The sequence below is a fragment of the Marinicella rhabdoformis genome (assembly GCF_009671245.1).
In the GTDB taxonomy this organism is placed as follows: Bacteria; Pseudomonadota; Gammaproteobacteria; order Xanthomonadales; family Marinicellaceae; genus Marinicella; species Marinicella rhabdoformis.
Window position 1 is genome coordinate 157,796 of the sequence record NZ_VTFS01000006.1, and the last position, 15,092, is coordinate 172,887.

Genomic DNA, 15,092 nt, shown 5'->3' on the forward strand with positions numbered 1-15,092 from the left:
TGTCCAGATTATGAGCGGAAATTTTTAATTCAAAGCCTGAAAATGATGTTTTTATTGGAGAAATGTCATGACTGTTGCCAGAGAACAACAAATTTGCCTTGAAGAAACAAGGTTTTACCATGTCGTATCTAGGTGTGTCCGAAGGGCATTCCTATGCGGTGAAGATGTCGTCACAGGCAAGTGCTTCGAACACCGCCGGGGGTGGTTAATTGATCGCATCAAATTCATCACTTCTGTATTCGACATTGATGTCTGTTCTTATGCCATTATGAGCAATCATTTCCATATAGTTTTAAAGGTTGGCGATACCGCTGAATGGCCGGCCAATCGTGTGTTAATGGCATGGCAAAGTTTGTATTCGTTACCAGTGTTATGTGACAGGTTTCTTAAAGGCAAAATTGAAACAGAAGCTGAGCTTCGCAGAGTCAAAGAATATGTGGCTGAATATCGTTCAAGATTGATGTCGCTATCTTGGTATATGAAAGCTATAAACGAGTATGTCGCACGAATGGCTAATGAAGAAGATAATTGTACAGGACACTTCTGGGAGTCAAGGTTCAAGAGTCAAGCATTGTTGGACGAACGTGCTTTACTCACATGTATGGCTTACGTTGACCTCAATCCCATCAGAGCTGGCATGGCCAAGGCACTGAATGATTCTGAGTTCACTTCTATTCAAGAGCGAATTGAAAAGAAAAGTACATGGCTGTCATCATTTGGCAAAGACGATAATGACCTACCCTATTACCTTTCCAGCTACATCGACCTGGTCGATGAATCTGGGCGGTGTGTACGTGACGATAAAAGGTGCTTTATAGCCAAAGATTCTGCCAGAACCATTGATCAGCTGGGCATCAGTTCAGACACATGGTTAAACGAGCTAAAAGGCTTCAAATCTATTGAATTCTCAGCTGTTGGAACTGCCCAGCAGCTCAAGGAATATTCAGCTAAAACAAACTCCAAATGGAAGCTGGGTTTTAGATTAAAACCCGCTCTAGAATAGAAATATTCTAACAACTTGAAGTCCTCTATTCACTATTGTGAATCACTCCCGCTCGGCCAGAATCAGGCTAAAGTACCAAAAAACCAACTTCTACCACTCAACATAGCATCATTCTTTAAATTTTGGTCGAATGATCAAAATACCAGTCAAATTCCGATCAAAAATAGAGGCTGAAATATAACTTTTAACCTTCTATTCGACGCCTGTCCTGTATTGACCTTAACTTTTAATCTTCTATTCGACGCCTGTCCTGTATTGACCTTCCTACAAGGACAAATACTTTCGAAAAGGTGGCTGTAAATTTTAAAACTGAAAGTTTGGAGTAAAATTGAATTTAGCGCACTAAACCTTTAATAACATTTCATTCAACTAAATCATCAAGGTTCTTGTTGTATTTTCTCTTTTTCTTAGTTGCTTCTGCATTAAATAATCGCTGAATTTGATTAATTACATACTCAAACCCATACTTTTTCCAATGGTAGATTAAATTAAAAGACAATATGACAACGAAAATATTGATTGCCAGCGCCAATACAACAGCTGTTGGAAGCTGATCTGGTAATGTTGTTACAACCACAATGGCATAACAAATACCCAAGACGGGCATAGTTAACATTAATGCTTTTAGTATTTTTAATTTACTGCTGGGTAATGTATCAGTATTAAAAAAAAGTATGTAAAAACTTATAGAAACGACATTGATCAGATAAAAAAAGCCCACTACTGAATTAATTTTAAACGGGTAAACGACGCTTATTAGCATCGCCAGTCCTAAAAATATATACTTATAAACCTGAAGCACCTTAACCCCAAGCCTTATTAACCTGGCTGTTTGGTTCTCGACCTAAAGCTTTGGATATGTCACGGCCAGTAGCAACCAATTTATCCATGTCTATGCCGGTTTCTATGCCCATGCCATGCAGCATGTAGACGACATTTTCGGTGCTGACATTACCTGTGGCGCCTTTGGCATAAGGACAGCCACCCAAACCCGCTACTGATGAATCAATGATGGCTGCGCCCAAGGGCAAGCAAGCCAATATATTGGCCAAAGCTTGGCCTCTTGTATCATGAAAATGCAAGGCCAATTGAGACACGTCGACTTGTTCGGCGCACAATCTGAACATGTCAGCGGCTGCGGTTGGCGTACCAATACCAATGGTGTCACCCAATGAGACTTCGAAACAGCCCATGTCTACCAGCTTTTTGGCCACATCTGCTACAACTTGCGGATCGATGTCACCCTCATAAGGACAGCCCAAGACGCAAGACACATAGCCTCTGACTTTGATGCCGGCTTCTTTTGCAGCGCTCATGATGGGGGCAAAGCGTTCAAAGGATTCTGCGATTGAGCAGTTGATGTTTTTTTGGTTGAAGCTTTCTGAAGCTGCTGTAAATACAGCCACTTCTTTGATGCCCGCTGCCAATGCTTTTTCGAAGCCTTTCATGTTCGGCGTCAGTGCTGCGTAGGTAACACTGTCATCACTGACTAAGCCTGCACAAACTTCAGATGAATCGGCCAATTGTGGCACCCACTTGGGGCTGACAAAACCTGTGACTTCGATGTTTTTAACACCCGCGTCACGCAGGCCATTGATCAATGCCAGTTTGGTTTCAACCGAAATGATTTGTTTTTCGTTTTGTAAACCGTCTCGTGGAGAGACTTCAACGATTTTTACGGCTTTGGGCATCAGACTCATGTTTACGCTTCCTCTTTGAAACTGACCAGTACGGCATCAGCTAACACTTGATCACCGGCTTGACAATTAACTGCCTCTATAACGGCATTTTTCTCGGCTTTCAATTGCAACTCCATCTTCATCGCTTCCATTACCAACAAGGTGTCGTCGATTTGGACTTCATCACCCGGCTTCACCATCACTTCAATGATTTTACCTGGCATTGGAGATACGATTTCGTTGCTGTTAGAGGCTGATGCCAATGATTCGTGGTCTGGCAAAGTCAGCACATAACGCTGGTCGTTGTGAATCACATGTGCCAAGTTTCTGTGGATGTGACAGACATCTGATTCATTGGGCAAGTAATAACTGCGCTCGTTGACCACTATCTGCCCTGCTTCTTCACGCACGGTAAATTGATGGTCTTCGCCCAAATAATTCACTGACAAACGGATTGACTCTTCACCTGTGGGTCGCCAACCATCTTTAACATCCCAAGCTTTGTTGCTCTCGCTGTGTAACAGTTGGTGCGCCTGTTGTGCATAAACAGCCACCACTTCATCTTGTAATGGCAAGGACAAATCCAAAGCGTCATTGTCCAATGTGTTGGTACAAATGGCATTGCGCTTGAAATCTTTGTTGGCGAGTATCTTTGCCAAAAAGCCGAGGTTATTTTGTACACCAAAAATGCTGCTTTGGCTGATCACATCCAGGGTTTTATCGATACATTCAACACGATCATCAGCCCAGACCACCAATTTGGCAATCATCGGATCGTAATGTATGCTCACGGTATCACCCGAACGCACGCCAGAATCAACCAAAGTATTAACACTTGCCGCCAGGTTCACTTGCTCTAATAAACCCGTAGAAGGCAAATAATCGTTATCGGCGTCTTCGGCATAAACACGCACTTGAATGGCATGGCCATTGGCCCTGATTTGCATTTGATTCAAAGGCAAGGCTTCACCTTGAGCGACCTTAATCTGCCACTCAACCAAATCTTGGCCTGTGATCATTTCTGTCACGCGATGTTCTACTTGTAAACGCGTGTTCATTTCCATGAAGTAGAAATTATCTTGGTCATCCATGATGAACTCGATCGTGCCCGCACCCAGATAGTCGATGGCTTGCGTCGCTTTTACAGCCGCATTGAGTAAATCAGTACGGGTTGCATCATTCAAGCCCGCAGCAGGCGCTTCTTCTATGATTTTTTGGTAACGCCTTTGGGTCGAACAATCACGCTCAAACAAATGCACCACATTACCAAAACTGTCCGCGAACACCTGCACTTCAATGTGCTTGGGCGCGGTGATGTACTTCTCTAAAATCACTTCATCATCACCAAAAGCATTCTTCGCTTCACGCTTGGCCGATGACAATTGGCTCAAAAAGTCCGCCTTGGTTTCAACAATCTTCATGCCCTTACCACCACCGCCAGCAGTCGCTTTGATCAACACAGGAAATCCGATCTCCTTAGCCGCTTCAAACAACACGCCTTCGCTTTGGTCTGCATCTTGGTAACCCGGTACACATGGCACATTGGCCGCAATCATCGAAATCTTTGCAGCCGATTTAGAACCCATCAATTCCATCGCAGAAGCTGGCGCACCAATAAAGGTCAAGCCTGCATCAGCCACTGCTTTGGCGAATGTGGCTCGCTCTGACAAAAAGCCATAACCCGGATGAATCGCGTCGGCGCCGGTGTCTTTGGCCGCTTGTATGATTTTCTCGATATTCAGGTAAGAATCTGCCAGAACAACCGATCCCAAACAAACCGCTTCATCCGCCATTGCCACATGCTTGGCATGACGGTCTGCTTCAGAATAAACGGCCACTGTGGCAATGTTCAAACGGCGACAGGTTTGCATTATTCGAACGGCGATTTCACCACGGTTGGCGATGAGTATTTTTTTAATGGTGTGCATTTTTGAGGAATTCGTCTTTGAAGCGCTCATGAAAGTTTACCGAAAAACAAAGCCGAACATTATACCCGATGTTGTCAAGTTTAAGAAAGGCGTGTATTGGCAAACTACCGCTATTCCAACCAAATAAAGGCGAGCGTAACCTCCCATAACGTCATTCCAGCCAAGCCTTAGCGAGTGCAGGAATCTCCAACCCATACTGCCTTTTCCTGTTGAGCCAAAGACCCAGCCTATTGGCCTTGAACACTGCGTGTTGTTTGCTTCGCAAATGAGTCTCCCCCCTTCGCGGGAGTGACGGACTGAGTGGTAAAAAACAGCATTCTCAACAACCTCTAGCGCCACAGCGAGAGATACTGGAATTATGTGTAACGAGTTCTCATGGAGCCAATCGCTCAACCTGCCAATCACCCTCACCTGCTTTCTTAAAACGAAAGCGGTCATGTAAGCGACTGGCCCTGCCCTGCCAGAATTCATATTGTTGCGGCTTGATTCTGTAACCACCCCAGGCATCGGGTAATGGGATTTCACCTTCTTTAAATTTTTCTTTGACTTGGTTCAGCAGGGTTTTCAATACTGAGCGGTTAGAGATCACTTGGCTTTGTTCTGATATCCAGGCACCGAGTTGTGAGCCACGCGGACGCGAGGTGAAGTACTTGAATGATTCTGCTGCGCTGATTTTTTCGACATCGCCACTGATGCGAACTTGGCGTTCTAAATCTAACCAAGGAAAGAGAATCGAAGCTTTGGGGTTGGCATCCAGTTCTTTGGCTTTTGAACTTTGGTAATTGGTAAAAAATACGAAGCCGCGTTCATCAAAAGACTTCAACAAAACGGTGCGTACTTGCGGCATGCCATCGGCTGTGACTGTGGCCAGGCTCATGGCATTGACCTCTTTCAGTTGTGCCGTTCTGGCTTGTGCAAACCATTGTTCAAACTGCAACAAAGGGTTGGCATTTAAATCTTCTCGGTTTAAACCAAATTTTGTGTATTCGTTGCGAATTTCACCTATGTCCATCATATTACCTTCTGTTTCTGTACCAAACGCCCAAAGCAACCAAAAGCAACAACCCCGGCAGCACCAACAACATCAAAACGCTGTACAACAGGACTTGGTTTTTAGTTAAATGTATTTGGCTTTGAGCCATGCCGATTGTGGGTAAGTCGATGCGATCATCAATGCCCAACAACCAGTCCAATTGTCGCAATGACATTTCCAAATTACCACCTGATAACAAACGCCCATTGTTGACAAAGTCACTGTCACCAGTAACCAACAATCGTGATTCACCCATGACTTGTGCAGCTGCCAGAGTTTGCCCTTGTTCATTTTGCCACACTTGATCACTGGCGGTTTCAAAAGTCATCGCCTGATATAAGTCAATCGGCCTGTCGAATGATTGATTGATGGCATGGTCAGGAAAATCTTTAAGCACCAATGGGCCTGCATAAAAGCTGTCCAGCGGCATGACATCAAACAACAATGACAAATGGTTTTGTTGCTGTGCTTGCTCAGGTTCGGTCAGCCACCAGATGCTGACGCCTTGGGTTATTTGTTGTTGCAACCACTCCACCACTTCGCCGCTGACCTCTTTTTTTGGCGCCAGTAACATGATGAGTTTGACATTACTGGGCAAGTTTAACCCTTCTTGCCACGACATCATGGCCACTTGATAGCCCGCATTCTTTATCGATTGATACCATTGCTCAAAACCTTCAGGCGCTTCTCCCCTCAAATCACCGCCTTCAAAACCTTCTAGTAATACCAACCAATCATCTTTTGGCGTTTGCAATTTTTTCAGACCATTGAACCATTGCTCATAAGACAACTCTTTCATGACAAATAAATGACCACCTTCTGGGTCTTCGACTGTCCCGCCTTGGCGAACCAACATACTGCCTTGGCGGCTGATGCCATGTTGAGCCATCACCTCAACTTGCGAAGCCGGGTCTAAGTAATTCACCCTCACATCAGGTAACAACGAAATAACAGGACTCAAAAATTCAGCCACTTTCTTTCCAGCATCGCTGTTTTCGGTTGCAAACACATCAATGTCTGTGTGTTTCTGTTGATTTAAAATTTCTTGGGCATTGGAGGGCAGTAAATCTTTGTAACTGAGTTGGTGCGATTGAACAGGAACCCATTTGGCCACAGCAAAAACCGCCGCTAACCAACACATGATAAGCACCAATGTGCGAAGCACCTGCTTCCAAACAGCCAGTCGCTCACCACCCAATGCAGCCACCTGCCAAGCGGCCAAACGCAGGAATACCAGGGTGCCTAATAAGAAATAAATCAAAGAAGCGACACTTAACTGCCCTCCAGATAGCCAATCAAAATGCTTCAACGGCGACAACAAAACCAACCAATTGACACCAAATTCCGCCACGGATTGATTTTGACCTAACATCCAAAGCAAGGTAAACACCACCAATGACAACAAAATGGCCATGCCTGATTGAGACGACAAGCTAGACAAATACAAACCCAAGGCTTTCAACCAAGACAACAATAAAATCAATGCCAATAAAGCCAACCCTATTACTGGTTGATGTAATTGACTGGCTCCATCCAAACACAACCAGGCCAATAACAACGTCAGCAACAAAAAACCACTCACGGACCATGACGCCAACCATTTATTAACCACCATGCGGTTGGGTTGTTTGAACACCTGAATCCACGTGCCCTGACTGCGCTCTTGAGCAATTGCCATGCCGCTGATGACAGCAACCAGCAACATCGAAACTTGGGCCATGGTTTTGAAAAAAGGCACCAATAAATGATCAGTCACTGAAGGTGGCTGTGCCATTGCTATAAAAGCCGATTGTAGCTGAGTGTAACGATCTACCATCAACCAAAATAACCAAGAGCAACTGAACATCAACAGCGCCAAAACCAACCAAATAGATGCCGTTCGCCACAACATCAAACGCTCTTTCTTTAACCATGACAAACGCTTCATGACGCCACCTCGTTCTGCCGATTAACATCATTGTGTTGTAACGCCATGGTTTCTTGGTACACTTGATATAAGCTCTTGTCTTTCACAACATGTTGCTGGCTGAGCACCTTGCCTTGAGCCATGACCACCACATGGTCTACCCAGTCATCCATCAAGTGCAACAAGTGAGATGCCATCACCACACAGCAATGCGGTTTGATTTTGGTTACCTCTTGTTTGAATAAAGACATCAAATCAGGATCCATGCCATTCATCGGCTCATCCAAGAGCAACAATCGAGGCCGCAACATGAAAGCTTGTGCCAAAGCCAAACGCTGTCTATACCCTAAAGATAACTGACCTGTTTTTTTCTTAGCCACGGCTGACAAATGCCATTGGGCTAACGCCTGTTCGGCATTCCTTGGAAGCAAATGATGACTGCCTGCATGAAATAACAACTGCTCTTCTGTGGTTAAATGCGAATAAAAAACAGCAGGTTCTGATACATAGGCAATCCTTTGACTTTCAGGAGGCTTTCCAGACTTTGGCCAACTCAACTGACCAGAGTAAGGTGCAAAAACACCTGATAACGCTTGTAAAAGCGTTGATTTTCCTGCCCCATTGGCGCCCAGTAAAACGGTAATCGCTTGATCATGAATTGAAATATCTAATTGGTCAAGAATGGTCTGATTGTGTTTTTTTAATGTCAGCTTTTTTGCTTCGATATATATTATTGGATTCTTTTCAGCTAACACGTGTTTATCTCTGGTTTTTGACACAACTTTTCATTATAGTGAGTTCTTTTGTATTTAATCACAATCATGATGGAATTTTTAAACTTTTTAGAAACCGGTTTGCTTGATTTTTCAGCTTGGCAAATCGTCTTAACAGTTTTTATCAGTGTTCAAATCACTTTATCTGGCGTCAGCTTGTTTCTCCACAGAGAACAAACCCACCGAGGCATCAAATTACACCCCGCCATTCAACACTTTTACCGATTCTGGATGTGGTTTACTACGGGCATGTTAACCAAAGATTGGGTCGCCATTCACCGCAAGCACCATGCCCATTGCGAAACCGAAGATGATCCACACAGCCCACAGATTCATGGCATTAAGAAAGTCCTGTTCCATGGTGTAACCTTATATACAGAAGAACGTAAAAACCAAGAAACCTTGGACAAATATGGCAAAGGCACACCTGATGACTGGATAGAAAGAAACATTTATACCAAGTTCCATTTCTTAGGCATTTTCTTATTGGCGGCTGTTGATATTGCCTTATTCGGCATCATAGGCGCAGCTGTATTTGCGATACAAATTATTTGGATTCCATTTTTTGCAGCCGGCGTGATCAATGGTGTTGGTCATTATTTTGGCTACCGCAATTACCGAACTGATGACTCTTCAAGAAACATCTCTCGCTTTGCCTTTTTTATCATGGGTGAAGAGTTACACAATAACCACCATGCGTTCCCCTCATCCAGTAAATTCGCCCACAAAAAAGGAGAATATGACTTGGGCTGGTATGTCATCAAAGGCTTGAATAAGTTGGGTTTGTGTGAGATCAAAAAAGTGGTGCCTGAATTACACATTGATGAAACACAAGTGGAATTTTCAAATGAAACAGTCAAGGCCATTTTGACCCATAAGTTCAATGTGATGCAGTTATACATCAAAGATGTCATCAACCCCAACTTAAATTCCGAGTTTGAATCACCTGACAAAGCCGTTAAAAAAGACATCAAAAAATACACACAACAATTGTCTCTTGACCCTCAATTCGTTAAAAGCAAATGGAAAAACAAACTCCAAGCGAATTTTGAAGCCAACCACACCATGCAGTCCTTAATGGTTTACAAAGCTGAATTACAAGCCATTTGGGACAATAACAGCATGAGCATGGAAGAAATGATTGAAGCGTTTAAAGCATGGTGTCATAAAGCAGAAACCAGTGGTAACAAAATGCTGCAAGATTTTGCCGCCTCATTGAAGCAATACAAACTCAACCCCTATATTAGCTAAATTAATATCAATCACACAAAAAAACCGAAGCCATTTGACTTCGGTTTTTTCTTCCAAAATTAAAATTTTAAATCGTTGCCATTAACTGGATTGCTCAACGACTTGTTGATTTGACTTATTCTCAATTATTTTGCGCTTTGATTTACGGGTAAAGACTTTCTTAATATCCAAACCAATGCTATATAAAGCAGGTACCATAAACAAAGTCACAAAGAACGCCATAAAGACACCAAAGGCCAATGAAACAACGATGGGTTTCAAGAAAGCCGCCTGAATAGAACGCTCCATCATCATGGGAATCAAACCAACAATGGTTGTTACAGAAGTTAACAAGATGGGCCTAAATCGAGCAACACCTGCCTCAACAATCGCATCTTTGGCCGCCACACCTTTGGCCCGCAAACGGTTACAGTAATCCATCAAGACCAGATTGTCATTAACCACCACACCTGCGGCCGCGGCTATTCCAAAGTAACTGAATATCGCCATGGTCATGTCAAGCGCTGCGTGTCCAACAATCGCACCCACAAAGGCAAATGGAATGGCTATTAATATCAAAATCGGCTGAGAATAGCTCTTGAACGCCACGGCCAACAAGGCATACATACCAAAAAATGCCATGAAATATAAGCCCATCACCTCCTTAAGAAATCGCTTCTGACCTTCAGCTTGTCCAATCGAACCTCTCATAATACCTGGGTACTTTGCTTCCCAAGCAGGGAAAAAGTTTTCTTCTAAGTCCTCTGAAATATCACCTGAAACATCATCTTTCAAATCGGCACTGATGCGTGCCGCACGGTTACCATTCCAGCGTTGAATTGACTTAATACCTGGCGCATACTCTAATTCGGCTACAGACATCAGAGGCATTTCACGGCCATCTGCGGTTCTGACATAAAAGTTCTTTAAACTTTCGATAGAACGCCTAGACTCAACTGGATAACGAACTTTAACTCGAACATCTTGCCCATTGCGAGGTAAGCGTTGCACTTCCTCTCCAAAGTAGGCTTGTCTGACTTGTCTGTTTACCTCGGCCAAACTCAAACCTAACTTTTCAACACCTGGTTTTAAAGTGATTCGAATTTCTTCTGATGCGCCTTCTAAGTTATTTCTGACATCATATAAATTTTCATAGGTTCTCAGCTGGTCTTCCAATTCTTTGGTAGCCAACCTCAACACATCTAAATCAGGGTGACGGATTGACAGTTCATAACCTGGATCACCACCGCCTTGCTTGTACTGAACCGACACTTCTTTGGCATCAGGCACATCTCCCATCAGCTCACGCAATCGGATAGAAGCGTCTTTAGCTGACATATCTCGCACTTCAGGTGGTGCCAATTTAACAATGGCCAGTACTGAATCACGGCGAGATCGCGTGTACCAATTTTCTATCAACTCTCCAGAACCCACGTTCTTTTCCTTCACTTCGTCAACCAAAGCCTGTTCAGCTGTTTGAAGTTGAGCCAATATTTCTAAAGCCCGACTGTATGGCGCACCTTCAGGCAAAGTAACATTAACAATGATTTCATCAGACTCTATATCAGGCATAAAGCTTTTCTTAACCAAGCCCGCACCAAAGATACCAAAACCAATCACCAAAACACCCACAAACAAACTGGCTGTTAGGTATCTGTTGTTCACACTCCATTGACCCAGCTTGCGGTATTTATTTTGCGCAAATGAACTGATGCCATTGGCAATCTTCTTTTGAAAACGACCAAACCGACCATCTTTTTTCCTTGGCTTCATATTGGCTAAATGTGATGGCAAGATTAACAATGATTCTATCAATGAAAAAGCCAAAGCCAAAATCACTACCCATGTAATATGACGGGTAAATTCACTGGTAGAACCACCCAAGAACAACCAAGGCATGAAGGCCATAATGGTTGTAATCACACCGAACACAACAGGCTTAGCTACCAATTGTGCACCAGATACTGCGGCTTTAAGGCCTGGCGAGTCAGCCGGTTGAACACCTGGGATGTCATCAATGGCCACAACTTCTGTACCGCTTTGTTTCTTGGTATCATGTAGCCTGCCTGACTCACTGTGTATGCCCTCTCCTACGACAATAGCGTCATCCACAACAATACCCAAAACCAACAAGAAGGCGAAAGTGGATAACATGTTAAGTGACACCCCGACAGAGGGTAACAACACAAATGCTCCCGCATAGGCTGTGGCAATACCCACAGCAACCCAAATCGCAACTTTGGGTCTCAAGGTCAGCATCAAAATAAACAACACCAATACCAAGCCCATAAAGGCGGATGAACCTATGGTTTGCATGCGACCTTTAAAATCTTCAGCCTGATCAGTCCATAAAGTTAATGAGGCGCCCGCTGGTAAAGTGTCTTGGCGTTTATCAATCCACTGACGAACTGAATCTGATGCTTTGACAATGTCCATGAATTCTGTCGTCATCACTTGAATCAAAACGGCTGGTGTACCATTTAATGTGGCTAATATAGGATTGTCTTCAAAACCATCAATAACCGTTGCCACATCTCCTACACGGATGGTTCCACCGTCTGCGGTCTGTCTGACAATGATGTCTTCAAATGCGGCTTGACTGTCTGCTTGTGAGCGCACTTTTAATTGATAGGTACCCACTTCAGTTCGCACCGCACCGGCTGATTGGTTCAATGAGGCATTGCGGATGGCCGTTGCCACATCTGAAAAGCTCAAGTTGTATCGTTTCAATGCAGCTTCACCGACTTCAATTGAAACTTCTTCGTTACGTGTTCCAAACAATTGAACAATAGAAACCGCAGGTAATTGTGCTGCTTCACGCCTTAAGGTTTCGGCCAAACGCTTTAATTCACGTTCACCCAAATCACCGCTGACAGCCACACGAATGAACTCATCTCGATTGACCCATTGTTGAACCTGTGGCGGCTCAATATCACGTGGCAAAGTTGAAATAGAATCAACGCGAATTTTGACGTCATTCATAAACTGAGTGAAGTCAACATCCTGTTCAGCCAAAATATACACACCACCGTATCCTTCACGTGATGAAGATCGCACCCACTCTATAGAATCCAAATCACGAACAGACTCTTCTATTCGAGCCACAATTTGCTGCTCTACCTCTTCAGGTGACGCACCTGGCCATGAGACATTGATTTCTAAACCGGGGAACCTCACTTGAGGGTCCATTTCTCGTTCCATCTTGCCAAACCCAATCATGCCGGCAATAAATATACCCAACATCATCAAATTCGCGGCCACACTGTTCCTGGCCCACCATGCAATTAAACCATTCATAATTCACCTTCTACCTTTTAGGGATTTGTTTGAAAGGGCTGCTGTCAGATCGAAGCAGCCCTCAGTGTATTTTTTATAATTGAGTTACCAATTGTCTCTTGATGGCTTGAACCTCTACACCATCAGCAACACCAGGGGCTGAAGAAGTAACGGCCCATTCACCGGCTTTGACACCATCAAGCAACATCACATGATGCTGATTGGTAGATAACACAGATACTGTTCTGATTTCTAAACGATTTTCGTCATTGATAACAAACACTTTGTCTTTGTTACGCAAAGCATCTCTGGGTAATACCAAAGCATGTTGACTGTTGGCACTTTCAATTTCTGCGGAAACAAACATACCAACTGCTAAGGGCGTACCATTATCAGCACCTGAACCATAAGGGTCATTCACTACTGCAGTGGCATAAATCAAACGCGTGTCTTTATCAACAGAAGCTTGTGTTCTGACAATTCGACCTTTCCACTCATGCTCATTTTGACCTACATTGGCTTTTAATGTCACTGCTGGACCTTGATCATTAACAGCCATATAGCCCATAGGTAAGTTCAGTTCGGCTAATTGACTGTCTGTCAAAGCCATTCGAATTTCTACTTGATCAACAGCAAACACATTACCTAAAATTTTCCCTGTAGAAATGTACTGACCTACACCTATGCTTTCATCCATAACTCTACCGCGGAAGGGTACTGTGATGTTGGTACGCTGCACATCACGCTTTGCTTCTGCCAATTCGGCCTCAGCCGCTTTTAATTTACTCTTTGCATCGGCTACTTGTGGGATATTTAAGGCAAACTCTGAAGGCTCTACACCAGGGTTTTTGTATTTCCATTGGTCTTTCTTGATTTTTGCATTGGCCAATTCTCGCGCCACACCCACTTTGGCTTCAGCAACCCTGGATTCTGCATGTGTTACGGCTAACTGGTATTCGGTGTCATCAATTTTCACCAAAGTTTCACCCGCCTGAAATTCAGCACCTGATGAAAACTTATTTGATACTGATAAGATTCGACCAGAAACTTCAGCAACCAATTCTATGTGGTTAGTCGACTTCACTTCACCTTGAGACGACACATTCAAAAGTACTTCCTTGGCTTTCACTTCATCAACATACAAAGACACAGGACGTGCTTTGGTTTCTGTTTTTTCCGGCTCTGGTTTAGATGCCGCCAATGTGTTCACTATCATGACACTGCCACCCAAGACCAAAACAGGTGCGATAATTTTGACGATTTTATTCATGGTGTTTCCCAATTCTGTGATTATTTGTTTGATAAACGACTTGATGTGAAATTGGTTACAAAATTTCAAATATTTCATTCATCTGTTCAGTGCTCCCCAGCGCTCCTTAATTATTTGAGCACAAAAAAGCCCATGATACATGGGCTGAAAGTCAGGGATTTAAAATTGGTTTCTTTCTTGATTCTTACAGTTCTTCTAACGCCATTTTTTCTTTAATTAACTCAATATCATTGATAACAATGGTTTTTTCTTGAACCGTGATCAACCCCTTTTTTTCTAATGATTTCAAGGCCCTAGAAAATGTTTCTGGCTTGATTGACAAGCGTGAAGCAATGTCTCTTTTTGGTACCTGTAACTCTATCTCATGCCTCGAAGCATCAGTCAAAGTGATTTGCGCCAAAAAATAATCCACAATTCTGAAAGAGGCATTATGCAATGTTTGCTTGTCTAATTCATTGATCATCCAATGCAACCTAAACGATACATGAGCCAACATTTTGATACATAATTCATTTGAACTTTTGAGTAAATTCAACAATTGCTTCCCATCAACAGCAATCACCGTACTGCTTTTTAATGTCGTGGCAGTTACAGGATATTTGGGGGCACCTTTAAACAAAACGCCCTCAGCAAATGTCCTACCAGGTAAAATCACTTCAATGATTTTCTCATCCCCTTTGATGGTACTTCGACTGAGCTTAACTGCACCTTGATAGACAAAATAAATATGTGTCAATGGCATGTCTTGTTGGAACAACATGCACTCCGCGGGCTTGGTTATCAATTTGGAAAATCGCAATAAGGCGTCAAACTGTGCATCATCCATACCTGAAAACATCACACATTCACGCATGGCAAGAACAACGTCACGATTGAGGGTTTTGTCTAACATATTTCACATAAAAGATTGAATTAACCGCTTATTGTAACCTGATTACATTCTCTGAAAAAAGTAAGGTATTGGCTTTTAATTCACACCTTGACTAAAAGCAAA

The 15,092-nt window shown here is 43.3% G+C and carries 10 protein-coding genes and 1 pseudogene; 2 read left to right on the plus strand and 9 right to left on the minus strand.

Going from position 1 to position 15,092, the window contains the following annotated elements:
* The first annotated feature begins 67 nt into the window (after nt 1-67).
* Complete coding sequence (locus tag FET73_RS13305) at nt 68-1,003, plus strand: transposase (RefSeq protein ID WP_154224463.1); 936 nt, start codon at nt 68-70, stop codon at nt 1,001-1,003.
* A 361-nt stretch (nt 1,004-1,364) separates the two neighbouring features.
* Here the strand turns inward: FET73_RS13305 and FET73_RS13310 are convergent, their stop codons facing one another.
* The 6 genes and pseudogenes from FET73_RS13310 to FET73_RS13335 all read right to left on the minus strand — a co-directional run bounded on the left by FET73_RS13310 (nt 1,365) and on the right by FET73_RS13335 (nt 8,328).
* Nucleotides 1,365-1,805, minus strand: a complete 441-nt coding sequence (locus FET73_RS13310; protein ID WP_154224464.1) for a hypothetical protein — start codon at nt 1,803-1,805, stop codon at nt 1,365-1,367.
* Between the two features lies 1 nt (nt 1,806).
* Nucleotides 1,807-2,694, minus strand: coding sequence for a hydroxymethylglutaryl-CoA lyase (locus FET73_RS13315; RefSeq protein WP_484502576.1), 888 nt, complete (start codon nt 2,692-2,694; stop codon nt 1,807-1,809).
* A gap of 41 nt (nt 2,695-2,735) precedes the next feature.
* A pseudogene (locus FET73_RS13320) lies at nt 2,736-4,610 on the minus strand (acetyl/propionyl/methylcrotonyl-CoA carboxylase subunit alpha); the annotation flags it as partial.
* A 373-nt stretch (nt 4,611-4,983) separates the two neighbouring features.
* Nucleotides 4,984-5,622, minus strand: a complete 639-nt coding sequence (gene pdxH, locus FET73_RS13325) for a pyridoxamine 5'-phosphate oxidase (RefSeq protein WP_154224467.1) — start codon at nt 5,620-5,622, stop codon at nt 4,984-4,986.
* 4 nt (nt 5,623-5,626) lie between these two features.
* On the minus strand, nt 5,627-7,570 hold the full coding sequence (locus FET73_RS13330) for a hypothetical protein (protein WP_154224468.1): 1,944 nt from the start codon (nt 7,568-7,570) through the stop codon (nt 5,627-5,629).
* Entirely contained in the window at nt 7,567-8,328 is a 762-nt protein-coding gene (locus FET73_RS13335) for an ATP-binding cassette domain-containing protein (RefSeq protein ID WP_154224469.1), read from the minus strand. Before FET73_RS13335 ends, FET73_RS13330 begins: the two co-directional genes overlap by 4 nt.
* A gap of 45 nt (nt 8,329-8,373) precedes the next feature.
* On the opposite strand from FET73_RS13335, the gene FET73_RS13340 reads away from it, so the two are divergent.
* The gene (locus FET73_RS13340) at nt 8,374-9,573 is read left to right on the plus strand and encodes a DesA family fatty acid desaturase (RefSeq protein ID WP_218944345.1); all 1,200 of its coding nucleotides are present in this window, start codon (nt 8,374-8,376) and stop codon (nt 9,571-9,573) included.
* Between the two features lie 81 nt (nt 9,574-9,654).
* Here the strand turns inward: FET73_RS13340 and FET73_RS13345 are convergent, their stop codons facing one another.
* From FET73_RS13345 to FET73_RS13355, 3 genes are all read right to left on the minus strand, one after another.
* Nucleotides 9,655-12,849 carry an efflux RND transporter permease subunit gene (locus FET73_RS13345; RefSeq protein ID WP_154224471.1) on the minus strand — a complete coding sequence of 1,065 codons (3,195 nt, stop codon included), beginning with the start codon at nt 12,847-12,849 and terminating at the stop codon, nt 9,655-9,657.
* Between the two features lie 73 nt (nt 12,850-12,922).
* Entirely contained in the window at nt 12,923-14,098 is a 1,176-nt protein-coding gene (locus FET73_RS13350; RefSeq protein WP_154224472.1) for an efflux RND transporter periplasmic adaptor subunit, read from the minus strand.
* Nucleotides 14,099-14,282: 184 nt separating this feature from the next.
* The gene (locus FET73_RS13355) at nt 14,283-14,990 is read right to left on the minus strand and encodes a Crp/Fnr family transcriptional regulator (RefSeq protein WP_154224473.1); all 708 of its coding nucleotides are present in this window, start codon (nt 14,988-14,990) and stop codon (nt 14,283-14,285) included.
* Nucleotides 14,991-15,092 lie beyond the last annotated feature (102 nt).

Excerpts from the sequence above, each read along its gene's own strand:
- FET73_RS13305 (WP_154224463.1), top strand. The coding sequence starts at position 68 with ATGACTGTTGCCAGAGAACAACAAATTTGCCTTGAAGAAACAAGGTTT.
- FET73_RS13315 (WP_484502576.1), bottom strand. The coding sequence starts at position 2,694 with ATGCCCAAAGCCGTAAAAATCGTTGAAGTCTCTCCACGAGACGGTTTA.
- pdxH (WP_154224467.1), bottom strand. The coding sequence starts at position 5,622 with ATGGACATAGGTGAAATTCGCAACGAATACACAAAATTTGGTTTAAAC.
- FET73_RS13330 (WP_154224468.1), bottom strand. The coding sequence starts at position 7,570 with ATGAAGCGTTTGTCATGGTTAAAGAAAGAGCGTTTGATGTTGTGGCGA.
- FET73_RS13340 (WP_218944345.1), top strand. The coding sequence starts at position 8,374 with ATGGAATTTTTAAACTTTTTAGAAACCGGTTTGCTTGATTTTTCAGCT.
- FET73_RS13345 (WP_154224471.1), bottom strand. The coding sequence starts at position 12,849 with ATGAATGGTTTAATTGCATGGTGGGCCAGGAACAGTGTGGCCGCGAAT.
- FET73_RS13350 (WP_154224472.1), bottom strand. The coding sequence starts at position 14,098 with ATGAATAAAATCGTCAAAATTATCGCACCTGTTTTGGTCTTGGGTGGC.
- FET73_RS13355 (WP_154224473.1), bottom strand. The coding sequence starts at position 14,990 with ATGTTAGACAAAACCCTCAATCGTGACGTTGTTCTTGCCATGCGTGAA.